Genomic DNA, 23145 nt, shown 5'->3' with positions numbered 1-23145 from the left:
GGGTTTCGGCCGGGGCCGCGGCCGGGGGGGCCCCGGGGGGGGGGGGGGGGCCCGGCCCCCCCCCCCCCCCCCCCGGGGGCGGGGGGGGGCGGCGCCCCCCCGCCGCGACGGGGTTCACCGCCGTGCGGCCTCCAGGAGGCCGCACAGACGCGTCGTACGGTCCGGGGCCGGGGACTGCGCGACCGCGTGCTGGAGCGCCTGATCCACCCCGTGCACCACGGACAGGTGCCGTTCCCCCCGGCCGAAGGCCGTGTACACCCACGGGCGGCTCAGCCCCCGCACCGCGTCGCCCGGCAGCACGACGACCACCGCGGGCCAGCGCGTGCCGACGGCCTGATGGGCGCTGAGGGCCCAGCCGTGGCGCACGGACGCCGCCACCCGCCCCTGGGGCACGACGAGCCGTGCGCCCGCGCAGTCCAGGTGCAGGCCCTCGGCGTCGGCCGAGACGACCACCGCGGGCACGATCCTCCCCGGCGCCGGTACGTGGACGACACGGTCACCGGGGTCGAATCCGCCGAACCGCCCCGGTCCGGGGTTGAGCCGCTGCTTGAGGGCCGCGTTCAACGCGCGGGTGCCCGCCGAGCCGCCGTGGCCGACGGTGATCACCTGGGTGTCGGCCGACGCGATGCCGATGGCGCGCGGCACCGAGTCCGCGACCAACTGCACGGTGCGGTGCACCGCCTCGCCCGCGTCGCGCACGGGGACGATCACCACCTCCTTGCCCGGTGCCTCGACCGGGTTCAGCTCACCGATGCCGATGCCGGAGACCAGTTCGCCGATCGGTCCCGGATCCGGTGTGCGGGACACGACCTGCGGGCAGGCGCGGGCCGCCAGCACGTCCGCGAACACCCGGCCCGCGCCCGCCGACCCCAGCACGCCCGGGTCGCCGCTGAGCACCAGCCGGGTGCCGTCGGCCAGGGACTCCACGAGCATCGCGGCGGTCTCGACGTCCAGTTGGGGGGCATCGAGCACGACCAGCAGGTCGACGGCGAGCGCGCCCTCCTCGTCCCGCCCGGGCCCCTCCGCGCCGGAGAGCAGCCCGGCCGGGGTGACGGCCGTCGAGGGATCACCGGTCGCCTCCGCCAGCCGCCGCCTGCCGTCGGGGCTGTGCGCGGTGCCCAGGGCACGCAGGCCCCGTGCGCGGGCGGCGGCGATCAGCTCGGCGGGCTCGGCGCGGGCCGCCTCGCCGCCGGTGTGCGCCACCAGGCCGTGGCCCGCGACCGCGCGGATCAGCTCGGCGGCCGAAGGGGAACCCGCGCCCGGCGCCGCCTCCCCCGCCCAGTCGGCGTCCGCCTCGCAGGCGTTGACCAGGCGGGCGAGACCGTCGGCGAGGCTCTCCTCGGCGAGCGCGTACCGGTCGAGGCCCAGGAGCACCCGCACCGGCTCCTGACCGGCCCCGGGCGCCGGGTCGGCTTCCGCCTCCTCACCGGTCGCGGCCGGGGGCGGGGCGTCCTCGTCCTCCTGGAAGACGAGCACGACGCCCTCGGCGACGGCGTGCTGCACGGCGGCGTCGGGGTCGGTCACGGCGTGCTCGGCGAGGGAGGCCCGCACCGCCGCCGCGTCCAGCGCGGTGTGGCCCCGGAGCGCGGCCCGCTCCAGCAGCAGGCCGATCAGCGCCGCGGTGCGGCGGTCGTCGTCCGGACCGCACTCGGCGCCCAGCAGGGCCCGCGCGAAGCCGTCCGCCTGTTCGGGCCCGACCTCCGGCACGGCCAGCATCCGCCACGGGTCCTCGCGCAGGATGTCCGCCGCCCGCGGACCCAGGGCCTCGGCCGTCGGGCCGGCGAGCCGCTCGGGCGCACCGCCCCCGGCCAGTACGGCGGCCACCGCGGCCACCGTTTCGGGCGAGGGCCCCCGGGGCGTCGGGGCCGGCTCGGGCGTGCGCGTGCGCGCGGCCGGCGGTGCGGGCGCGGCCCGGCGGGCGGCGGGGGGCGCTGCCGCGTCGAAGAACGCGTCGGCCCGCTTCTCGCCGCTCTCCACGGCCCGCACGGCGGCCAGCAGATCAGCCGCTCGGCCGCTCAGCTTCCCGCCGGCCGGAACGGGGCCTTCCTTCTCGGCCTTGCGCTTCTCGATCCGCTCCCGCAGCTCGCGCTGGGCGGCGAGTTCGGCCTCGGCCTCGGAGAGCGGGGCGGCGGTCTCCCCGGAGGGTGCGGTGTCGTCGTCGTGCCCCGCGGCATCGGCGTTGACGTCCGCCGCCGCTTCCTCGTCTGTCTCGTGGTCCCCGTCCCGTGCCGACGGGGCGGGGACGGCGGCGGCGTCCGCGACGGTGCCGGCGTCGTCGTCGGCGGCGGCCGGGGAGCCGGGGGTCTCTCCCCCGGGAAGCGCGGTCACAGCGTGCTCCAGTCCTGGTCGGGATATCGGTGCACGGGCGCAGACACATCGTCGAGCGCCCGGCAGATCTCGTCAGGAAGACTAAGCGCCTCCACCGACAGCGCCTCCGTGAGCTGCTGCGCGTTGCGCGCTCCGACGACCGGGGCCACCACCCCCGGCCGGTCCCGCACCCAGGCGAGTGCCACCTGCAGCGGTGTCGTCGCCAGACCGTCGGCCGCCGTCGCCACCGCCTCGACGATGCGGGCCGCCGCGTCGTCCAGATACGGCTCGACGAACGGGGCCAGCAGTTCCGAGGCGCCGCGCGAGTTCGCGGGCGTGCCCGTGCGGTACTTGCCGGTCAGCACCCCCCTGCCCAGCGGGGAGGACGGCAGCAGCCCCACGCCCAGGTCCAGGGCGGCGGGCAGCACCTCGCGCTCCACGCCCCGCTGCAGCAGGGAGTACTCCATCTGGGTGCTCGCCAGCCGGGTGCGCATCCCGGGCGAGGCGAGCTGCCAGGTCGCGGCCTTCGCCAGTTGCCAGCCGCAGAAGTTCGACACCCCCGCGTACCGGGCGCGCCCGCTGGACACCGCCAGGTCCACCGCCTGAAGGGTCTCCTCCAGCGGTGTCAGCGGATCGAAGGCGTGGACCTGCCACAGGTCGACATGGTCCGTGCCGAGTCTCTCCAGAGACGTGTCCAGGGCTGCCAGCAGGTGTCCGCGCGAGCTGTCGAACCTGCGGTACGGGTCGGCGACGCTGCCCGCCTTCGTGGCGATGACCAGGTCGTGCCGGGGAACCAGACCGTCGGTGAGGCGTCCGAGCAGGTACTCGGCCTCCCCGCCCCCGTACACGTCGGCGGTGTCGACCAGGGTGCCGCCCGCCTCCCAGAACGCCTTCAGCTGTTCGGCGGCGTCGTGCTCGCCGGTGTCCCGGCCCCAGGTGAGGGTGCCGAGACCGATCCGGGACACGCGAAGGCCGGTGCGGCCGAGATGCCTCTGCTCCATGGGCGCTGAGATTACTGGCCGGAACCCCGTTCGGCGGAGGGCTGTGGACAACCCGGCTCCCGGTCGCCCCTGCCGGAACTCCCCGGCGGGCGCTAGAGTCCGAGTCTCGGAGACGTTACTGATCAGTAAGGGGTGCGCACCATGCGGCTCGGCATCAATCTCGGATACTGGGGTGCGGGAATGGACGGCGACAACCTCGCCGTGGCCCAGGAGGCCGACCGGCTCGGCTACGACGTCTGCTGGGCGGCCGAGGCGTACGGTTCCGACGCGCCGACCGTGCTCGCCTGGGTCGCCGCCCGGACGGAGTCCATCGACGTCGGCTCCGCGATCATGCAGATCCCGGCCCGTCAGCCGGCGATGACGGCGATGACCGCGGCCACCCTCGACTCGCTCTCCGGCGGCCGGTTCCGGCTCGGGCTCGGCGTGTCGGGGCCGCAGGTCTCGGAGGGCTGGTACGGCGTCACGTTCGACAAGCCGCTGGCCCGCACCCGGGAGTACGTCGAGATCGTCCGCAGGGCGATGTCCCGCGAGCGGCTCTCGTACGAGGGGCGGCACTGGACGCTCCCGCTGCCGGGCGGTCCGGGCAAGCCCCTCAAGCTCACGGTCCACCCGCAGCGCGAGCACATCCCGCTGTACATCGCGGCGATCGGTCCGAAGAACCTGGAACAGACGGGCGAGATCGCCGACGGCGCCCTGCTGATCTTCCCCTCCGCCGAACACCTGGAGGACACGGCGGTCAGGCATCTGCGGGCGGGACGCGAGAAGGCGGGCCTGACCATGGACGGCTTCGACGTGTGCCCGACGCTGCCGCTCGCCGTGGGAGACGACATCAACGCCCTCGCGGACACGTTCCGCCCCTACACCGCGCTCTACGTGGGCGGCATGGGCAGCCGCGACCAGAACTTCTACAACCGGCTCGCGCGGCGCATGGGGTACGAGAAGGAAGCCGCCGAGATCCAGGACGCGTACCTGTCCGGCGACAAGAACGGCGCCGCCGCCGCCGTCCCGCACGAGCTGATCGACCGGACCACCCTGCTCGGTCCCGTGGACCGGATCGCCGACCGGATGCGGGAGTACGCCGCGGCCGGTGTCACGACACTGACCCTGGCCCCGGCCGGATTCACGCTCGACGAGCGGATCGCGGCCCTGCGCGCGGGCACGGAGGCGCTGGAGCGATCCGGACTCGCGTAGCGCGGTGAAGTCCGCGGCCGTGGTGGGGGCTCGGGGTGTCTCCCCGCCACGGCCGTCATGCGGGACAACGCGCCCGGCGGCGCGCGGTTACGCCACCGGGCGCTCAGCCACACCAAGCGGTGAAAGGTTTCGGCCATGCCCTCCGGACGAGCCGGGCAGCCCGTCCGGCGTAGCCGGGGCGCGTTCGTGTTGCCCGCGTGGGCGCGCCGCATTTGACTGGCGCTGGGCGGACGCCGGTACGGAGGTGGCAGTGGTGCTCTCGGCAAGGGGCCTGTTCCAGGAGATCCTCGACGAGGACGAGTCGTTCAGGCTGTTCTGCTCCATCGCCGCCGGCGGCGAGTCCCAGGGCGGCTGGGAGAACGGCCGGATCGCGGCCCTCGCACCGGAGAGCCAGCGGGCCCTGGCGCCCAGGATCGCCCGGCACGGCGCGGACGAGGACAAGCACGGGCGGATCTTCGACGCGCTGCTGAGGAAGCGCGGACTGAACCGCGCCGAGGTCCCGCGCGAGACCGACTACACGATGCTGCTGGAGCGGCGCGGCGTCGGCCTCGCCCACGAACGGCTGGTGCGGCAGGACCCGCTCTGCGAGCACGACATCATCACCTACCTCGCCCACAGCCGGGTCACCGAGCAGCGGGCCTCCGAACAGATGAGGCTGCTGTGCCGGTACTTCGCCGACCACCCCGACCTCGGCCGCGCGGTGCGGATGATCTCGAACGACGAGGACAACCACCTGGCGTACTGCCACGAGGAACTGCTGCGCCTCGCCCGCGCCGGGCACGGCCGCACGATCCAGCGCGTCCTGCGGCAGTGCGCGCTCGCGGAGATCCGGGTGTACCGCGACGTCAGCCTCGCCGTGATGGACCACATGGGCCGCATCCTGCGCTGGCCCCGGGCCAAGTCCGCCGCGCTGACCGCGGGGATCCACGCGGTCCACGCGTACGAACGGCTCGTGGGGTGGCGGCGCATGGTGAGCCTGGAGCCGCCCGCGCGCCGCGACGCGCTGGGCGGGCCCGCGGAACGGGAGCCCGATTTCGCCTGACCCGGACCGGCCCGGGACCCGTGTCCGACGGCCGTGCGTCAGAGCCAGCCGCGCCGTTTGAACTGCCGGTACAGGGCGAAGACCACCGAACCCATCAGCCCGATCACCGCCGGATAGGCCCACACCCAGCCGAGTTCCGGCATGTGCTCGAAGTTCATGCCGTAGATCCCGGCCACCATCGTCGGGACGGCGGCCATGGCGGCCCAGGCCGAGATCTTGCGCATGTCGTCGTTCTGCCGCACACCCACCTGGGCCAGATGGGCGGACAGGATGTCGGAGAGCAGCCGGTCCAGTCCCTCCACGTACTCGTTGGCCCGTGTCAGATGGTCGCTCACATCACGGAAGAACGGCTGCGAGTGCTCGTGGACGAACGGCACGTCCGCGCCCGCCAGCCGGGCCATCGGGGCGGCGAGCGGTCCGGCCGCCCGGCGGAACTCCATGATCTGCCGCTTGAACGTGTAGATGCGTGACGCGGTGTTCTTGGAGTCCTGGCTGCCGGTCGGCGCGAACACCTCGGTCTCCAGCTCCTCCAGGTCGGTCTGGAGCTCGCCCGCCACCTCGATGTAGTGGTCGACGACGGCGTCGCTGATCGCGTACAGCACCGCGGTCGGCCCGTGCCGGAGCACCTCCGGCTCCGCCTCCAGCCTGCGGCGCACGGCGGCCAGCGGCGCGCCCTCGCCGTGCCGGACCGTCACGACGAAGGAGTCGCCGACGAAGGCCATCAGCTCGTCGGCGGTGACCTTGTCGCTCAGGTGCTCGTACACCACCGGCTTGATGACCGCGAACAACGAGTCGTCGTACACCTCCAGCTTGGGCCGCTGGTGCGCGCTCAGGGCGTCCTCCACGGCCAGCGGGTGGAGCGCGAACTGGCTGCTGACGCGTTCGACCTCCCGCTCCGTCGGCTCGTACAGCCCGATCCAGAGGAACGCGTCCCCGGTGGCCCTCGCCTCGGCCAGGGCCGCGGCGAGGTCGGAGGGAACCTCGGTACGGCGCCCGTCCCGGTAGATCGCACAGTCCACAATCACGGCGCGCATTCTTCCCTGCCCCGCCCCGCCGCGCATCCCGGTGCCGGGAGCGGTCCGCGGGACAGCCCGTACGCTGGGCCGTATGCCCACCCTGATCCTCGTACGCCACGGACGTTCCACCGCCAACACGGCAGGGCTGCTCGCGGGCCGCACCCCCGGCGTCGCGCTCGACGAGCGCGGCACCGCACAGGCCGCGGCGCTGCCCGGACGGCTGGCCGCGCTGCCGCTGGCCGCCGTCGTCAGCAGCCCCCTGCAGCGCTGCCGGGAGACCCTGCGACCGCTGCTCGACGCCCGGCCGGACCTGGTGCCGCACACCGAGGAGCGGATCAACGAGTGCGACTACGGCGACTGGTCGGGGCGCAAGCTGGCCGAGCTCACCGACGAGCCGCTGATGGACGTCGTGCAGCGGCATCCGTCGGCCGCGGCGTTCCCGGGCGGCGAATCGATGCGGGCCATGCAGGCGCGCGCCGTGGACGCCGTCCGGGACTGGAACGCGCGGATCGAGGCCGAGTACGGCGACGACGCCACCTACGTCATGTGCTCGCACGGCGACATCATCAAGGCGCTCGTCGCCGACGCGCTCGGCATGCACCTCGACCTCTTCCAGCGGATCCACGTCGACCCCTGTTCGGTCACGGCGATCCGCTACACCCGTCTGCGGCCCTTCCTGCTGCGGCTCGGTGACACCGGGGACCTCACCTCCCTGGCACCGCGCGAGCGGACCGACGGGACGGACCCGGGCGCGCGCCCGGCCGCGGACGCCGACGCGGACGCGGCGGTCGGGGGCGGCGCTGGGGCACCGTGATCGCTCCGGGCAGTAGGGTGGACGCTCCGCGGGCGCCCGTTCCGGAGAATCCCGCCGGAACCCCGGCCGTTCCACCGTCGGTTCCCCATCCGCAGTCGATCTTCAAGGGAGACAGGACGTGTCCCGTCAGGTGTTCCTCTACGACCCCCCGGACCGCTTCGTGGCCGGTACGGTCGGGTTGCCTGGACGTCGTACGTTCTTCCTGCAGGCTTCCTCCGGCCCCCGCGTCACCAGCGTGGCACTGGAGAAGACTCAGGTCGCCGCGCTCGCCGAGCGCATCGACGAACTGCTCGACGAGGTGGTGCGGAGGACCGGCGGCGACTCACCGGTGCCCGCCGTCGCGCCGATGGACGTCACCGACACCGCGCCCCTCGACGTCCCCGTCGAGGAGGAGTTCCGGGTCGGCACGATGGCGCTCGCCTGGGACGGCGAGGAACAGCGCATGATCGTCGAGGCGCAGGCCCTGGTCGAGCTGGACGTCGCCTCCGACGAGGATCTCGCGGAGGCCGAGGAGCGGCTGCTCCAGGACGAGGAGAACGGTCCGCCGATGCTCCGGGTCCGCCTCAGCGGCGCGCAGGCGCGGGCCTTCGCCAAGCGCGCGCTCGACGTCGTGAACGCCGGGCGCCCGCCCTGCCCGCTGTGCAGTCTGCCGCTCGACCCGGAGGGACACGTATGTCCGCGCCAGAACGGATACCGCCGCGGAGCCTGACCGGCACGGAACTGGCCACGGTGCTCGCCGAGGGCCGGCTCACCGTCCTCGGGCAGGTCCGCGACGCGTCCAACGCGGTGCTCCACTGCACGGCCGCCCACCTGGGCGAGCAGGTGACCTGCGTCTACAAGCCCGTGGCCGGGGAACAGCCGCTGTGGGACTTCCCGGACGGCAACCTCGCCCGGCGCGAGGTCGCCGCGTACGAGATCTCCGAGGCGACCGGCTGGGGGCTCATACCGCCCACCGTGCTGCGGGACGGCCCGTACGGCGAGGGCATGTGCCAGCTGTGGATCGACGCCGAGCCGCAGGACGACGGTCCCGACGGGGACGGCAGGTCCCCGCTGCTCGCGCTCGTCGAGGACGAGGAGCCGGGCGAGGGCTGGAAGGCCGTCGCCCTCGCCGAGGTGGGCGAGGGCAGGACGGCCCTGCTGGTACACGCGGACGATCCCGGGCTGCGCAGGATGGCGGTCCTCGACGCGGTGATCAACAACGGCGACCGCAAGGGCGGCCATCTGCTGCCCGCGCCCGGCGGGCGGATCTACGGCATCGACCACGGTGTGACCTTCCACGCCGACGACAAACTGCGCACGCTGCTGTGGGGGTGGGCGGGAGAACCGCTGACGGCCGAGGCCGTCGGCGTGGTGGACCGGCTGGCCGCCGGTCTGGTGCCCGGAACCGCGCTCGTCACCCGGCTGGGCGAACTGATCACCGCGGCCGAGATCGAGGCGCTGCGGGGGCGCGTGGCGGCGTTGCGGACCTCGGGGCGGCACCCGGAGCCGAGCGGCCGATGGCCGGCGATCCCCTGGCCGCCGGTGTGACGTCCCCGCCCGCGGCGGCCGCGGGCGGACCCACGGGGCGGCGGCGCGACCGGCCGAACGGGCCGCGGCCCGGGAAGAACCGGCCATTCCGGTGTGCGGGCCGTGGGTGACGGGCGGGATGCGTGGGCTCGCGGAGGCGGTGCTCCCACCTCCGGCCGCCCCGGCGGCCGAACCCGATGCACATGAGTCCGAGGAGCGCAAGAACGCCTCCCCGGCCACGATCCGGTATCCGGTTCGTATCCGGAACGTGCATCCGGTTACGCTCGTGGCATGCATGCCTGGCCCGCTTCTGAGGTCCCCGCCCTTCCCGGCAAGGGCCGCGACCTTCGGATCCACGACACCGCGACCGGCGGACGGATCACTCTCGACCCCGGTCCCGTCGCCCGCATCTACGTCTGCGGCATCACGCCGTACGACGCGACCCACATGGGTCATGCGGCGACCTACAACGCGTTCGACCTCGTTCAGCGCGTGTGGCTCGACACCAAGCGGCAGGTTCACTACGTCCAGAACGTGACGGACGTGGACGATCCGCTGCTGGAGCGGGCCGTGCGCGACGGCCAGGACTGGACCGAGCTCGCCGAGCGCGAGACCGCCCTGTTCCGGGAGGACATGACCGCCCTTCGCATGCTCCCGCCGAAGCACTACATCGGCGCCGTGGAGGCGATACCGGGCATCGTCCCGCTCGTCGAACGGCTCCGGGACGCGGGCGCCGCCTACGAACTCGACGGTGACGTGTACTTCTCCGTCGAGACCGACCCGCACTTCGGAGGGGTCTCGAACCTCGACGCCGAGGCGATGCGGCTGCTCTCCGCCGAGCGCGGCGGCGACCCGGAGCGCCCCGGCAAGAAGAACCCGCTCGACCCGATGCTCTGGATGGCCGCCCGCGAGGGCGAGCCGAGCTGGGACGGAGCCTCGCTCGGCCCCGGCCGGCCCGGCTGGCACATCGAGTGTGTCGCCATCGCCCTGGACCACCTGGGCATGGGCTTCGACGTCCAGGGGGGCGGGTCCGACCTCGCCTTCCCGCACCACGAGATGGGCGCCTCGCACGCCCAGGTGCTGACCGGCGAGTACCCCTTCGCCCAGGCGTACGTGCACGCCGGGATGGTCGGTCTGGACGGCGAGAAGATGTCCAAGTCCAGGGGCAACCTGGTCTTCGTCTCGCGGCTGCGCCGGGACGGCGTGGACCCGGCGGCGATCCGCCTCGCCCTGCTCGCCCACCACTACCGGTCCGACTGGGAGTGGACCGACCAGGTCCTCGCCGACGCGGCCGACCGGCTCGGACGCTGGCGTGCCGCCGTCTCCCGCCCCGACGGACCGTCCGCCGAGGCCCTTGTCGAGGAGGTCCGCGAGGCCCTCGCCGACGACCTGGACGCACCGGCGGCGCTGGCCGCCGTGGACCGCTGGGCCGAGCGGCAGCACGCCGACGGAGGCACGGACGAGGGCGCGCCCGGACTCGTCTCGCGCACCGTCGACGCGCTGCTAGGCGTCGCGCTGTAGGACCGCCGCCACCCGCGGGGTCCGCCGCGTACGCGGGCCCGACCCGCACACCCCGTCCGGCGAACCGGCCCCGAACTTCTCGACGAAGTTCGGGGCCGGTTCCGTTTTGTCCATGGTCAAGTGCTCGATCCTGCGCTAAAAGCGCTCTATGCAATCATCAACGCGCATCAGAACGGCGGCAGTTGCAGCCCTGCTGGGGTTGATGGCCGTCTTCACGGGGCCCGGTGCCGACCGGGCCGACGCCGCCGGACCCGACACGACCACGGTCGGCGACATCACCGGATTCTCCGCCGACGGACCCGTCTACCACCTGAGGGCCGGCGCCGCCGAGGCCCGGGTCGACTTCGTCTCCGCCGAGACCTTCCGCATCGAACTCGCCCCGGACGGCACCTTCGCGGACCCGACCGGCGACGACATCGTCCTGCCGCAGGGCGCCCCGCCCCGCACCCGGTGGAAGGACCGGGGCGACCGCTACGAACTGTCCACCGACAGCGTCACCCTGCGCGCCTACAAGTCACCGCTGCGCTTCGCGCTGTACCGGGCGGACGGAACCAGGCTCTGGTCCGAGGCCAAGGGGCTGAGCTGGGACGCGAAGCAGACCACCCAGACGCTGGAACGCGGCGCCGACGAGCAGTTCTACGGCGCCGGGATGCAGAACGGCCGCGGCAACACCTCGCACCGGGGCAGGACCGTCGAGGTCGGCGTCGACTACAACTGGGACGACGGCGGCCACCCCAACTCGGTGCCGTTCTACCTCTCCTCGGCCGGCTACGGGGTCTACCGCAACACCTACGCGCCCAACACCTATGCCTTCACCGACCCGGTGACCACCACCGCGAAGGAGAAGCGTTTCGACGCCTACTACTTCGCGGGCGACGGCGCCAAGGACGTCATCGGGCAGTACACGAAGCTCACCGGAAAGCCCTTCCTGCCGCCCGTGTACGGCCTGGAGATCGGTGACGCCGACTGCTACCTGCACAACGCCAACCGCGGCGAGCGCCGCACCCTGGACGCACTGAAGGTGGCCGACGGCTACGTCGAGAACGACATGCCGAACGGCTGGATGCTCGTCAACGACGGCTACGGCTGCGGCCACGAGAACCTCGCCGAGGCCGCCGAGGGCCTCCGGGACCGCGGCATGCAGCTCGGCCTGTGGACCGAGGACGGCATCGACAAGATCGCCGATCAGGTGAAGGCGGGACAGCGGGTCGCCAAGCTGGACGTCGCCTGGGTCGGCGACGGCTACAAGTTCGCCCTCGACGGCTGCAAGGACGCCTACCGGGGCATCGAGGACAACAGCGACGCCCGCGGATTCACCTACGCCCCCGAGAGCTGGGCCGGCGCCCAGCGCTGCGGTGTCCAGTGGTCCGGCGACCAGTCCGGCACCTGGGACTACATACGCTGGCAGATCCCGACCTACGCGGGCGCCACGATGTCCGGACTCGCCTACACCACCGGCGACGTCGACGGCATCTTCGGCGGCAGCGCCAAGACGTACACCCGTGACCTCCAGTGGAAGATGTTCCTGGGGACCACGATGACCATGGACGGCTGGGCGGCCAGCGACAAGCAGCCCTTCCGCTACGGCGAGCCCTACACCTCGATCAACCGCGACTACCTCAAGCTCAAGGAGTCGCTGCTGCCCTACCAGTACTCCTACGCGCACGAGGCGACGAAGACCGGCGTCGGCATGGTCCGGCCGCTGGCCCTCGAATACCCGGACGACCCGAGGGCGGCGACGGACGCGGCCAAGTACGAGTTCCTGTCCGGCGAGGACTTCCTCGTGGCGCCCGTCTACCGGGACAGCACCGAGCGCGACGGCATCTACCTGCCGAAGGGCACCTGGACCGACTACTGGAGCGGCCGCACGTACCAGGGGCCGACCACCCTCGACCACTACAGTGCCCCGCTCGACACCCTGCCGCTCTTCGTCAGGGGCGGCGCCGCCGTGCCGATGTGGCCGGGCATCCGCTCGTACACGGACCGCACCGCCGACTCCCCGCTCGCCTGGGACGTCTACCCGCAGGGCAGGTCGTCCTTCACGCTGTACGAGGACGACGGCGTCACCCGGCAGCACCGCGACGGCGCGTACGCCACGCAGACGGCCGAGGTGGACGCCCCGGTCCGGGGCGCCGGCGACGTCACCGTGCGGATCGGCGCGAGCAGGGGCGAGTTCACCGGCAGACAGCGCGTCCGGCCGTACGAGTTCACCGTGCACACCGGCTCCGAGCCGCGCGCGGTCGAGCTCGGCGGGAAGCTGCCCCGGCTGGGCTCCCAGGCGGCGTTCGACGCCGCGGAGCAGGGCTGGTGGTACGACCGGGGCGACCGCGGCGGTGTCGTGAAGATCAAGACCCCGCCGCTGCGCACCGACAAGAAGTTCTCCGTGAAGCTGAAGCGCACGAGCGCGGTCGGCGGCCGGAACGCGGCGGTCGCGGCCGTCGTCACCGCCCCCGCCGGACAGGAGATCGGTGCCGGGGCCGCGGGCACCGTGACCGTCGACGTCACCGCGGGCGCCGCCGACGTGACGGGTGCCCAGGTCTCCCTGGACGTCCCCGAGGGCTGGCGGGCCGCACCGGCCGGAACCGTGGACCGGATTCCGGCGGGCACCACCCGGCGGGTCGAGGTGTCGGTCACCCCGCCGAAGGACGCCCCGGTCGGAGAGGCGAGGATCACCGCACTCGTCGGGTACCGGACGGCCGGAGAGTCCCGGACCGCCCTCCAGCGGTTCGCCGCCGGGGTGATGCCCCCGCCGCCCACCGGACAGGCGTGGGCGAGCGATCTGGTGTGGCTGAGCGAGACCAACGGGTACGGGCCCGCCGAACGCGACCGCAGCAACGGCGAGTCGGGCGCGGCCGACGGACACACCCTGACCCTCGCCGGCAAGACCTACGAGAAGGGGATCGGCACCCACGCGGACTCCGACATCGAGTTCTACCTCGGCGGGCGCTGCACCGCGCTCACCGCCGACGTGGGGATCGACGACGAGATCGACGGCTACGGCGAGGTCGCCTTCTCCGTCGAGGCGGACGGCAAGGTGCTGTGGACCTCGCCGAAGGTGACGGGGGCGTCGGCGACCGTGCCGGTCGACGTGAGGCTCGACGGCGCGCGCCATGTGCGCCTGAAGGTCACGGACACCAACGCGTCGAAGACCGGTGACCACGGGGACTGGGCCGCGGCCCGGTTCACGTGTTCCTGACCGGGGCGGACGGCACCGGGGCGCCGGGCGGGAGCCTCCCGCCCGGCGCCCCACCGGCCGTGTCAGTCCTCGGAGGGGCCCTCCGAGGAGTCGCCCGGCGGGTCGTGCGGGGCGTCGCCGGAGCCGCCGAGGGAGCCGTCGGAGCCGGTTCGGGGACCGCCGGAGCCGTCCGCGTCGTCGTCCCGTCCGCCGGGACCGCTCACGGGCGGTGCGCCGGGCCCCGGCTCGCCCCCGGTCTCCGGCTTCGGCGGCTTCGGCGGACGGGTCCGGCCGCCCGAGGGGTCACGCAGGTACGCGGCGTCGCCGCTCTCCGTCGCGTGCCCGCCCGGCCCCTGGCCGGGACCGACGTCCCGGCGGCGCAGATAGCGCTCGAACTCCCGGGCGATGGCCTCGCCACTGGCCTCGGGCAGCTCCGCGGTGTCCCGGGCCTCCTCCAGCGTCTGCACGTACTCCGCGACCTCGCTGTCCTCGGCGGCGAGCTGGTCGACGCCGATCTGCCAGGCGCGGGCGTCCTCGGGCAGTTCGCCGAGCGGGATGCGCAGGCCGATGAGGTCCTCCAGGCGGTTGAGCAGCGCGAGCGTCGCCTTCGGGTTGGGCGGCTGCGACACGTAGTGCGGCACCGCCGCCCACAGGCTCACCGCGGGCACGCCCGCGTGGGTGCACGCCTCCTGGAGGATGCCGACGATGCCCGTCGGACCCTCGTACCGGGTCTCCTCCAGGTCCATGGTCCGGGCCAGGTCCGGGTCGGAGGTGACACCGCTGACCGGCACCGGGCGGGTGTGCGGCGTGTCGCCGAGCAGCGCGCCCAGGATCACCACCATCTCCACGCCCAGCTCGTGGGCGAAGCCCAGGAGCTCGTTGCAGAACGAGCGCCAGCGCATCGACGGCTCGATACCGCGGACCAGGACGAGGTCGCGGGGCTTCTCCCCGCCGACGCGCACCACGGAGAGCCGGGTGGTCGGCCAGGTGATCTTTCGCACCCCGCCGTCCAGCCAGATCGTCGGCCGGTTGACCTGGAAATCGTAGTAGTCCTCGGCGTCCAGCGCCGCGAACACCTCGCCCTTCCATTCCCGGTCCAGGTGCGCGACCGCCGTGGAGGCGGCGTCACCTGCGTCGTTCCATCCCTCGAACGCGGCCACCATGACCGGGTCGATCAGCTCGGGAACCCCCTCGAGCTCGATCACCCAGGCCTCCTTCCGAAGTTCCCTTGCGTACGCAACAACCTTACGGCTTCCGGTCACTTCCGACGCAGCCCTCGCACACAGCCGGGTGAACCCGCCGCGCCACGGGCATCACCGGTCGAACCGGGACACCGATCTCCGGATACATCCGAGCTGTGCCTCGAATTCTTCGCTCCGGCCCTGGACTGTGTCCCGTGAGGGGCGCTATACATCGGATGACCAGAACAGAGGTCCGATGTTATTCCCCTGGGGGCGCACATGAGTCAGACCGTCACGGATTTCGAGGTCCACGACATCCGGTTTCCGACCTCGGAACAACTGGACGGCTCGGACGCCATGAACCCCGACCCCGACTACTCGGCCGCCTACGTGGTGCTGCGCACCGGACCGCGCCGCGACGACGGTCCCGGAGCCGACCACGACGCGGACGCCCCGGAGGGCCACGGCTTCTGCTTCACCATCGGGCGCGGCAACGAGGTGATGGCCGCCGCCATCGAGGGGCTGCGCCCGTACGTGCTGGGCCGTCCGGCCCCGCGCACCGCGGCCGACCTCGCCGCACTGCACCGCGCGCTCACCCACGACTCCCAGCTGCGCTGGCTCGGACCCGAGAAGGGGGTGGCGCACATGGCGGCCGGCGCGGTCGTCAACGCCGCCTGGGACCTGGCCGCGAAGCTGGCCGGCAAACCGGTGTGGGAGTTCCTCGCCGCGATGAGCCCTCAGGAACTCGTCTCCCTCGTGGACTTCCGCTACCTCAGCGACGCCCTCACCCCGGACGAGGCGCTCGCCCTCCTGCGAGCCGCCGAACCGGGCAGGGTCGAACGCGCCGAACGGCTGCGCGCCGAGGGCTACCCGGCGTACACCACCTCCCCGGGCTGGCTGGGATACGGCGACGACAAGCTGGTGAGACTGGCGAAGGAGGCCGTCGCCGACGGCTTCACCCAGATCAAGCTGAAGGTCGGCGGCGACCTCGGCGACGACGTCCGCAGACTCGCCCTGGCCCGCGAGGCCGTCGGGCCGGACATCCGGATCGCCGTCGACGCCAACCAGCGCTGGGACGTCGCCGACGCGGTGGAGTGGATGACCGCGCTCGCCCCGTACGACCCGCACTGGATCGAGGAGCCGACCAGCCCCGATGACATCCTCGGCCACGCGGCCGTCCGCGCCGGCCAGCCGGTCAAGGTCGCCACCGGCGAACACGTCGCCAACCGGGTCGTGTTCAAACAACTGCTCCAGGCCGGGGCGGTCGACTTCGTCCAGATCGACGCGGCCCGGGTCGCGGGCGTCAACGAGAACCTGGCGATCCTGCTGCTCGCCGCCAAGTACGGCGTCCCGGTCTGCCCGCACGCCGGCGGCGTCGGGCTGTGCGAACTGGTGCAGCACCTCTCGATGTTCGACTACGTGGCGGTCTCCGGAAGCACGGAGAACCGCGTGATCGAGTACGTCGACCATCTCCACGAACACTTCGCCGACCCCGCCGTGATCGAGTCCGGGCGCTACGCCGCCCCGTCCGCGCCGGGCTTCTCCGCCCGGATGCTCCCCGAGTCGATCGCCGCACACCGCTATCCGGAGGGCGCCGTATGGCGGGCCCGCCGCACCACCGAGGAGGCCGGCCGATGACCGCCACAAACGACTTCGAGGGGATGAACGCCCTGGTGACGGGCGGTGGCTCCGGTATCGGGGCCGCCGTCGCGACCCTGCTGCTGGCACGCGGCGCGCGGGTGGCCGTGCTCGACCGGGAGACCGAGGGCGCCCCCGGGGGCACGCTGGCCCTGAAGGCGGACGTCACCGACGACGACGCCGTGCGCGCCGCGGTCGACCGGGCAGCCGACGAACTCGGCGGCCTGCACACCGTCGTGTCCAACGCGGGCATCGGCGCCGTCGGCACCGTCGAGGACAACGCCGACGAGGAATGGACCCGGGTCCTGGACATCAACGTCCTCGGTATGGTCCGCACCGCCCGGCACGCCCTGCCCCACCTGCGGCGCGCGGCGGCCGGCCGCCCCGGCGCCGTCTCGATCACCCACACCTGCTCGATCGCCGCGACCGCCGGGCTGCCGCAGCGCGCCCTGTACGGAGCGAGCAAGGGCGCGGTCCTCTCCCTCACCCTGGCCATGGCGGCCGACCACGTACGCGAGGGCATCCGGGTCAACTGCGTCAATCCGGGTACCGCGGACACCCCGTGGGTCGGCCGGCTGCTCGACCGGGCCGAGGACCCGGCCGCCGAACGCGCCGCGCTCAACGCCCGCCAGCCGCTGGGACGGCTGGTCGCGGCCGACGAGGTGGCCGCCGCGATCGTCTACCTCGCGAGCCCCGCCGCCGCCTCCGTCACCGGCACGGCCCTGGCCGTCGACGGCGGCATGCAGGGCCTGCGCCTGCGCCCCGCCGGGAGCTGACCGGGGCACGGAACCACGCCCCGCGCCTCCGCATCCGCGCAACCCCTGAGCGGTACTCCACGAAGAGCGCTACTCCACGAAGGACGGGACACCAATGAGAGTGCGTACGACGAGTGCGGCGGCCTGTGCCGTACTGCTGGCCGTCGCGGCCCTCGCGGGCTGCAACCGCGACTCCGCCGACGGCGCGGGCGGCGCGAAGATCGGGATCGACCTGCCGCGCAGCGACAGCGACTTCTGGAACTCGTACCAGAACTACGTGGAGAAGGGTCTCAAGGCCGGCGACGTGAAGGCGCTGCCGCTGACCAACTCGCAGAACGACATCGGCAAGCTCGTCGCGAACGTGCAGACCTTCACCGACCAGGGCGCCGAGGCCGTCGTGATGGCCCCGCAGGACACCGGCGCGGTGGCCGAGTCGCTCAACACGCTGAACGAGAAGAAGATCCCGGTCATCAGCGTCGACACCCGCCCCGACAAGGGCGACGTCTACATGGTCGTGCGGGCCGACAACAAGGCGTACGGGACCGACGCCTGCACGTACCTCGGACAGCGGCTGAAGGGCAGCGGCAAGGTCGTCGAGTTCCAGGGCGACCTCTCCTCGATCAACGGCCGCGACCGCTCCGAGGCCTTCAAGTCCTGCATGGACGAGAAGTTCCCCGGGATCGAGGTCTTCGAGCTGGCCACCGACTGGAAGGGCGACGTGGCCTCCGCCAAGCTCCAGGCCACCCTGGCCGCCCACCCCGACATCAACGGGATCTACATGCAGGCCGGGGGCGTCTTCCTGCAACCCACCCTCGCGCTCCTGGAGCAGAAGAAGCTGCTGAAGCCGGCCGGAGCGCCCGGCCACATCACGATCATCTCCAACGACGGCATCCCCGAGGAATTCGACGCCATCAAGGCCGGGAAGATCGACGCGACGATCTCCCAGCCCGCCGACCTGTACGCGAAGTACGCGCTGTACTACGCGAAGGCGGCCCTGGACGGGAAGACGTTCCAGGAGGGCCCCACCGACCACGACTCGCACATCATCAAGATCCCGAACGGCTTCGAGGACCAGCTTCCCGCGCCCCTGGTCACCAAGGACAACGTCGACGACCCGAAGCTCTGGGCCAACCAGCTGGGGAAGAAGAACTGACCATGGACCAGTCAGCACCGCCCGCCGTGCAGGCGGAGGGCATCGTCAAACGCTTCGGTCCCACCGTGGCGCTCGACGAGGTCCGGCTCACGGTCCGGCCCGGCGAGTCGCACGCCCTCGTCGGCCGCAACGGCGCGGGCAAGTCGACCCTGGTCGGCGTGCTGACCGGACTCCACCGGGCCGACGCGGGCACGGTCACGTTCGGCGGACAGCCCGCGCCGGCCTTCGGCGACACCGCGGCCCGGCAGTCGAAGGTGGCCTGCGTCTACCAGAAGTCCATGGTCGTCCCGGACCTGACCGTCGCCGAGAACCTCTTCCTCAACCGCTTCGACGACCACGCCCGCTGGATCCGCTGGGGAAGGCTCCGCGAACGCGCGGAGCGCCTCCTCGCCGAGTACGGCGTCCGGGTCGACCCCGGCACCCGGGCCCGTGATCTCGCCGTCGAGCAGCGGCAGTTCGTCGAGATCGCCCGCGCGCTGTCCTTCGGCGCCCGGCTGATCGTCCTCGACGAACCGACCGCGCAGCTCGACGCCCGGGGTATCGCGCGACTCTTCGACAAGCTCAGGGAGCTCCAGGACCGGGGCGTGGCGTTCCTCTTCATCTCGCACCACCTCCAGGAGGTGTACGAGCTGTGCACGGCGGTCACGGTCTACCGGGACGCCCGCCACGTGCTGACCGCCCCGGTCGCCGACATCGGCACGTCGGACCTGGTCGCGGCCATGACCGGCGAGCGGTCCGCCGCCGCGACCGCCTGGCACGCGGACACCGGCCGCACGGCCACGCGCGACACCGCGGCCGTGCCCGTCCTGCGCACCGAGGGGCTCACCCTCCGGGGCGAGTTCGAGCCGCTCGATCTGGCGGTGAGCCCCGGTGAGGTGCTCGGTCTCGCCGGTTCCGCGGCCAGCGGCAACACGGCAGTGGGCGAGGCCCTGGCCGGCATGCGGAAGCCGGACGGCGGCACGGTGTCCGTGCACGGGAGGGCCGTGCGCCCCGGCAGTGTGCCGCACGCCCTGGACGCCGGGATCGGCTACATCCCCGAGGACCGGCACGACCAGGGCCTGGTCCCGGACCGCAGCGTCGCCGAGAACGCCACCCTCACGGTCACCGACCAGCTCGGCCCGTGGGGGACCGTACTGCCCTCCCGCACGAGGGAGTTCGCGCGGGCGATGATCACGTCGCTGGACATCAAGACCCGGGGACCCGAGCAGCCCGTCTCCGGGCTCTCCGGCGGCAACCAGCAGAAGGTGGTGGTGGCCCGCGCACTGGCCCGCGACCCCAGCGTGCTGGTGGCGGTCAGGCCCACCGCCGGGGTGGACGTCAAGTCCAAGGACTCGTTGCTCGGCGTCGTACGACGGGTCGCCGACGAGGGAAACGCCGCGGTGATCGTCTCGGACGAGCTCGACGACCTGCGGGTCTGCGACCGGGTGCTCGCCCTGTTCCACGGGCGCCTTGTCGCGACATTCGCCAGCGGGTGGGCCGACGGGGATCTCGTCGCCGCCATGGAAGGTGTGGGGGAGAGGGAATGAACGGCACGGCACGGCCCGCGACGGCCGACGGCATCGACGGCACCGCAGGCCCGGGCGGCGGGGCGGAGGGCTCCCCGGCGGGCGGGAGACCGCTGGACCGCCTGCGGCTGATCCGGTGGAGCGACTTCTCGCTGGTACCGGTGATCCTGGTGCTGATGGTGATCGGGTTCATCGTCTCGCCGGTGTTCCTGACCTCCGAGAACCTGATCAGCGTCGTCCAGCAGTCCTCCGAGCTGAGCCTGCTGGTGCTCGGTCAGGCGCTGATCCTGATCTGCGGACGGATGGACCTCTCGCTGGAGTCGACGATCGGCATCGCGCCGGTCGTCGCGATGTGGCTGGTGCTGCCCGCCGAGGGCGGACGCTTCGCGGGCCTGGGCCTGCTGCCCACCTGGTCGGCGATCCCGCTCTGCCTGCTGGTGGGACTCGTGATCGGCGCGATCAACGGCTTCCTCATGCTGAGGCTGCGGGTCAACGGCTTCATCGCCACGCTCGGCATGCTCACCATGCTGCGCGGTCTCCACATCGGCATCACCGAGGGCAAGTCCATCACCGACGTCCCGGCGTCCTTCCGCTACCTCGGCAGGAGCGAATGGCTCGGAGCCCCGGCCGCCGTCTGGATCTGCCTGGCGCTGTTCGCCGTCGGCGGCGCCGCGCTGGCCTGGCTGCGGCACGGCCGCGCGCTGTACGCCATCGGCGGAAACCCGGAGGCGGCGCGCGCCGCGGGCATCCGGGTCGACCGGGTCACCTGGATCGTGCTCGCCGTCGGCGGCCTGCTGGCGGCCTTCGCGGGTATCCTCTACACCGGCCACTACGGCTCGGTCGCGGCGACCCAGGGCAACGGCTGGATCTTCCAGGTGTTCGCCGCGGCGGTCATCGGGGGCATCAGCCTCAAGGGCGGACGGGGCACCCTGTTCGGGGCGCTCACCGGCGTGCTGACACTCCAGCTGGTGGTCAACGTGATGACCCTCGGCGGGGTCCCGGCGCTCTGGAACCAGTTCCTCAACGGCGCGATCATCATCGTCGCCCTGGTCGTCTCCCGCTTCGCCAGCGGCGAGAAGCAGGACTGATCCCCACGACGGCGAACGCCGTCCGGACCGGACGGGACCCGTCGGTCCGGACGGCGCGCACGCCCTCCCGGCCGGGACGAAACACCGGCCGCGCGTCACAGCGTCGAGCGCAACCACTGCTCCACGCTCGCCACATGCACCGTCGCCCAGGCCCGCGCGGCCTCCGCGTCCCGGTCGCGCAGCGCCGACACGATCGCCCGGTGCTCCTGGAGCGTCCGGCTCACCGCGTCCTCCTGCGTCAGACCGCGCCAGACCCGCGCCCGGGTCGTCGGCCCCGACAGCCCGTCGAGCAGCGAGCAGAGCACCGAGTTCCCGGACGACCGCACGATGCCGCGGTGGAACTCCAGATCACAGGCGACCAGCTCCTCCACCGAGGGCTGCGCCCCGAGGGCGTCCAACTGGGCGCTGAGCGCGTCAAGCTGCTCCTCGCCGATCCGGGTGGCCGCCATCGCCGTCGCCGCCGGTTCCAGGATCCGGCGCACCGCGAGGAACTCCAGCACCGTGTCGTCGCGGTGGAAGTCCACCACGAAGCTCAGCGCCTCCAGCAGCAACTGCGGATCGAGGCTGGTCACGTACGTGCCGTCGCCCTGCCGCACGTCGAGGATCCGGATCAGCGACAGGGCGCGCACCGCCTCGCGCAGGGAGTTGCGGGAGAGGCCCAGCTCCGCCGCGAGTTCGCTCTCCTTGGGGAGCCGGTCGCCGGGCCGCAGCGCACCCGAGACGATCATTCCCTTGATCTTCTCGATCGCCTCGTCGGTGACAGCCATGACGGTCCTCCTGGATACGGACTGGGATCAGACATCCGATGTATTCCCCCATTATGCGGGCCGGGAGGGAGCGATGGGCAACGCGTCACGCACGGCGACGAAGCGGCCCCGGGCCCCGCTCACCGGAGCCGGGCGTCGGACCGGTCCCAGAGCGCGGAGGGCGCCTCCCGCCGCACCACCGGGGCGACGTCCTCGGCGAACCGCTGGAGTGTCTCGATCTGCTCGTCGTGGCTCAGCCCGAAGCCGTCCACGGAGATCGACTGGAGACCGTGCCCGTACACCTCGTGCCAGCCGAGGATCTTGTCGATGATCTGCTGCGGGCTGCCGATCAGCTGGGGGCCTCCGGCGATGGCCTCCTCGATGGTCCTGAACGGCGTGTTGTACCCGGCCCGGCCCTCCAGACGGGGCCGGAAGGACTGCGCGACCTTCGCCTCGTACAGCTCCTTGTAGCGTTCCACCGCCTGCCGCGGGGTGTCGGCGATCAGCAGCCCGCCCGAACCGGCCGCCACGTGCGCGCGGGCCGGATCGTGCCCGTGCGCGGCGAAGCGCTCGCGGTAGTGGTCGATCAGCCGGGCGTAGGCCGCCCGGGGCTGGATCGCGTTGGCGGTGAACAGCGGGTCGCCGTGCAGCGCGGCGAGTTCGAGGGAGTGCAGGCTGGTCGCCGAACCGTGCCAGACGCGCGGGACCCCGGCGTACGGGCGCGGCAGCGTCGTCGTGTTCCTCAGCGCGGGCCGGAACTCGCCCGACCAGTCGACGCCCTCCTCGCCCCACAGCCGTCGCAGCAGTTCGTACTTCTCCTTCTGGAGGTCCCACTGGCGGTCCTCATCGAGTCCGAACAGGTCGAAATGACCCGACTCCGCGCCCTTGCCGACGACGAGTTCGATCCGGCCCCCGGAGATCTGGTCGAGCGTCGCGAAGTCCTCGGCCACCCGCACCGGGTCGAGGATCGCGACGACCGTGACACCGGTCAGGAGCCGGATGGTGGAGGTGCGGGCGGCCAGGGCGCCGAGCACCACGCTCGGGCTCGACGAGAGGAACGGCCCGGCGTGCCGTTCGCCGATCGCATACGCGTCGAAGCCCAGCCGTTCGGCGACGACCCCGGTCCCGATCACCTCCGCGAACCGTTCGGCGGGGGAGGCGAGCCGCCCGGTGAGGGGGTGCGGGGCATGGCCGATGAGGGAGAGCACCGAGAACTTCATGGCTCAACTGTCCATGCGTCACATTGCACCCGTATGGCGGCCGTGTGGCGCGTTCACCGGCCGCGCGCCCCCAGGGAACCACCCGGACACGGGGCGGACCGTTCCCGGGCACGCGGCCCGGACGCCGCCGGCGCGCGGACGGTCGCGGCCCCGGGCACGGGGGGGGGGGGGGGGGGGGGGGGCGGGGGCGCCCCCCCCCCCCCCCCCCCCCCCCCCCCCCCCCCCCGCCCGCCCCCGCCCCCCCCGACCCCCCCCCGCCGGCCCAGCCCGCACGCCCCCCCCCCAT

General features: G+C 73.0%; 18 protein-coding genes. 12 read left to right on the top strand and 6 right to left on the bottom strand.

All coding sequences use genetic code 11. The features are described 5' to 3' along the window. Positions 1–114 precede the first annotated feature (114 nt). Positions 115–2328 carry a helix-hairpin-helix domain-containing protein gene (locus tag ACF1CT_RS21220; protein WP_391785451.1) on the bottom strand — a complete coding sequence of 738 codons (2214 nt, stop codon included), beginning with the start codon at positions 2326–2328 and terminating at the stop codon, positions 115–117. Then, entirely contained in the window at positions 2325–3308 is a 984-nt protein-coding gene (locus ACF1CT_RS21215) for an aldo/keto reductase (protein ID WP_391785450.1), read from the bottom strand. The genes ACF1CT_RS21220 and ACF1CT_RS21215 overlap by 4 nt, the downstream gene beginning before the upstream one ends. Positions 3309–3449: 141 nt before the next feature. Between ACF1CT_RS21215 and ACF1CT_RS21210 the strand changes: the two genes are divergently transcribed. Then, positions 3450–4499, top strand: a complete 1050-nt coding sequence (locus tag ACF1CT_RS21210) for an LLM class F420-dependent oxidoreductase (protein ID WP_391785449.1) — start codon at positions 3450–3452, stop codon at positions 4497–4499. Positions 4500–4752: 253 nt separating this feature from the next. After that, positions 4753–5541, top strand: coding sequence for a ferritin-like domain-containing protein (locus ACF1CT_RS21205; protein ID WP_391785448.1), 789 nt, complete (start codon positions 4753–4755; stop codon positions 5539–5541). A gap of 38 nt (positions 5542–5579) precedes the next feature. Here ACF1CT_RS21205 and ACF1CT_RS21200 read toward each other — a convergent pair whose 3' ends face one another. Further along, complete coding sequence (locus tag ACF1CT_RS21200) at positions 5580–6575, bottom strand: magnesium and cobalt transport protein CorA (RefSeq protein ID WP_391785447.1); 996 nt, start codon at positions 6573–6575, stop codon at positions 5580–5582. A 73-nt stretch (positions 6576–6648) separates the two neighbouring features. On the opposite strand from ACF1CT_RS21200, the gene ACF1CT_RS21195 reads away from it, so the two are divergent. From ACF1CT_RS21195 to ACF1CT_RS21175, 5 genes are all read left to right on the top strand, one after another. Beyond that, positions 6649–7371, top strand: coding sequence for a histidine phosphatase family protein (locus ACF1CT_RS21195; RefSeq protein ID WP_391785446.1), 723 nt, complete (start codon positions 6649–6651; stop codon positions 7369–7371). A 118-nt stretch (positions 7372–7489) separates the two neighbouring features. Further along, the gene (locus tag ACF1CT_RS21190) at positions 7490–8080 is read left to right on the top strand and encodes a DUF3090 domain-containing protein (protein ID WP_391785445.1); all 591 of its coding nucleotides are present in this window, start codon (positions 7490–7492) and stop codon (positions 8078–8080) included. Then, positions 8044–8898 (top strand): SCO1664 family protein, encoded by an 855-nt coding sequence (locus ACF1CT_RS21185; protein ID WP_391785444.1) that lies wholly within the window; start codon positions 8044–8046, stop codon positions 8896–8898. The genes ACF1CT_RS21190 and ACF1CT_RS21185 overlap by 37 nt, the downstream gene beginning before the upstream one ends. A gap of 270 nt (positions 8899–9168) precedes the next feature. Then, on the top strand, positions 9169–10398 hold the full coding sequence (gene mshC, locus ACF1CT_RS21180; protein WP_391785443.1) for a cysteine--1-D-myo-inosityl 2-amino-2-deoxy-alpha-D-glucopyranoside ligase: 1230 nt from the start codon (positions 9169–9171) through the stop codon (positions 10396–10398). Between the two features lie 148 nt (positions 10399–10546). Further along, positions 10547–13594, top strand: a complete 3048-nt coding sequence (locus ACF1CT_RS21175; protein WP_391785442.1) for an NPCBM/NEW2 domain-containing protein — start codon at positions 10547–10549, stop codon at positions 13592–13594. 62 nt (positions 13595–13656) lie between these two features. On the opposite strand, the gene ACF1CT_RS21170 is transcribed toward ACF1CT_RS21175, so the two are convergent. After that, positions 13657–14778: a PAC2 family protein gene (locus ACF1CT_RS21170; RefSeq protein WP_391785441.1), complete on the bottom strand. Its 1122-nt coding sequence runs from the start codon at positions 14776–14778 to the stop codon at positions 13657–13659. Positions 14779–15033: 255 nt separating this feature from the next. On the opposite strand from ACF1CT_RS21170, the gene ACF1CT_RS21165 reads away from it, so the two are divergent. From ACF1CT_RS21165 to ACF1CT_RS21145, 5 genes are all read left to right on the top strand, one after another. Next, complete coding sequence (locus ACF1CT_RS21165; RefSeq protein WP_391785440.1) at positions 15034–16392, top strand: enolase C-terminal domain-like protein; 1359 nt, start codon at positions 15034–15036, stop codon at positions 16390–16392. Next, positions 16389–17168 carry an SDR family NAD(P)-dependent oxidoreductase gene (locus tag ACF1CT_RS21160; protein WP_391785439.1) on the top strand — a complete coding sequence of 260 codons (780 nt, stop codon included), beginning with the start codon at positions 16389–16391 and terminating at the stop codon, positions 17166–17168. Before ACF1CT_RS21165 ends, ACF1CT_RS21160 begins: the two co-directional genes overlap by 4 nt. A gap of 94 nt (positions 17169–17262) precedes the next feature. After that, positions 17263–18300 carry a sugar ABC transporter substrate-binding protein gene (locus tag ACF1CT_RS21155; RefSeq protein ID WP_391785438.1) on the top strand — a complete coding sequence of 346 codons (1038 nt, stop codon included), beginning with the start codon at positions 17263–17265 and terminating at the stop codon, positions 18298–18300. Between the two features lie 2 nt (positions 18301–18302). Continuing rightward, on the top strand, positions 18303–19826 hold the full coding sequence (locus ACF1CT_RS21150) for a sugar ABC transporter ATP-binding protein (RefSeq protein WP_391785437.1): 1524 nt from the start codon (positions 18303–18305) through the stop codon (positions 19824–19826). Then, positions 19823–20893, top strand: a complete 1071-nt coding sequence (locus ACF1CT_RS21145; protein WP_391785436.1) for an ABC transporter permease — start codon at positions 19823–19825, stop codon at positions 20891–20893. The genes ACF1CT_RS21150 and ACF1CT_RS21145 overlap by 4 nt, the downstream gene beginning before the upstream one ends. Positions 20894–20988: 95 nt before the next feature. On the opposite strand, the gene ACF1CT_RS21140 is transcribed toward ACF1CT_RS21145, so the two are convergent. Beyond that, positions 20989–21660 (bottom strand): FadR/GntR family transcriptional regulator, encoded by a 672-nt coding sequence (locus ACF1CT_RS21140; RefSeq protein ID WP_391785435.1) that lies wholly within the window; start codon positions 21658–21660, stop codon positions 20989–20991. Positions 21661–21779: 119 nt separating this feature from the next. Next, positions 21780–22859 (bottom strand): LLM class flavin-dependent oxidoreductase, encoded by a 1080-nt coding sequence (locus ACF1CT_RS21135; RefSeq protein WP_391785434.1) that lies wholly within the window; start codon positions 22857–22859, stop codon positions 21780–21782. Between the last annotated feature and the right edge of the window lie 286 nt (positions 22860–23145).

It is taken from the genome of Streptomyces sp. NPDC014734 (genome assembly GCF_043083325.1).
Taxonomy (GTDB): Bacteria; Actinomycetota; Actinomycetes; order Streptomycetales; family Streptomycetaceae; genus Streptomyces.
This window is presented reverse-complemented; position numbering and strand designations above follow the sequence as displayed.

Coding starts and splice junctions, on each gene's coding strand:
- ACF1CT_RS21215 (WP_391785450.1), bottom strand. CDS start 3,308: ATGGAGCAGAGGCATCTCGGCCGCACCGGCCTTCGCGTGTCCCGGATC.
- ACF1CT_RS21210 (WP_391785449.1), top strand. CDS start 3,450: ATGCGGCTCGGCATCAATCTCGGATACTGGGGTGCGGGAATGGACGGC.
- ACF1CT_RS21200 (WP_391785447.1), bottom strand. CDS start 6,575: ATGCGCGCCGTGATTGTGGACTGTGCGATCTACCGGGACGGGCGCCGT.
- ACF1CT_RS21195 (WP_391785446.1), top strand. CDS start 6,649: ATGCCCACCCTGATCCTCGTACGCCACGGACGTTCCACCGCCAACACG.
- ACF1CT_RS21185 (WP_391785444.1), top strand. CDS start 8,044: ATGTCCGCGCCAGAACGGATACCGCCGCGGAGCCTGACCGGCACGGAA.
- mshC (WP_391785443.1), top strand. CDS start 9,169: ATGCATGCCTGGCCCGCTTCTGAGGTCCCCGCCCTTCCCGGCAAGGGC.
- ACF1CT_RS21175 (WP_391785442.1), top strand. CDS start 10,547: ATGCAATCATCAACGCGCATCAGAACGGCGGCAGTTGCAGCCCTGCTG.
- ACF1CT_RS21165 (WP_391785440.1), top strand. CDS start 15,034: ATGAGTCAGACCGTCACGGATTTCGAGGTCCACGACATCCGGTTTCCG.
- ACF1CT_RS21160 (WP_391785439.1), top strand. CDS start 16,389: ATGACCGCCACAAACGACTTCGAGGGGATGAACGCCCTGGTGACGGGC.
- ACF1CT_RS21155 (WP_391785438.1), top strand. CDS start 17,263: ATGAGAGTGCGTACGACGAGTGCGGCGGCCTGTGCCGTACTGCTGGCC.
- ACF1CT_RS21150 (WP_391785437.1), top strand. CDS start 18,303: ATGGACCAGTCAGCACCGCCCGCCGTGCAGGCGGAGGGCATCGTCAAA.
- ACF1CT_RS21145 (WP_391785436.1), top strand. CDS start 19,823: ATGAACGGCACGGCACGGCCCGCGACGGCCGACGGCATCGACGGCACC.
- ACF1CT_RS21140 (WP_391785435.1), bottom strand. CDS start 21,660: ATGGCTGTCACCGACGAGGCGATCGAGAAGATCAAGGGAATGATCGTC.
- ACF1CT_RS21135 (WP_391785434.1), bottom strand. CDS start 22,859: ATGAAGTTCTCGGTGCTCTCCCTCATCGGCCATGCCCCGCACCCCCTC.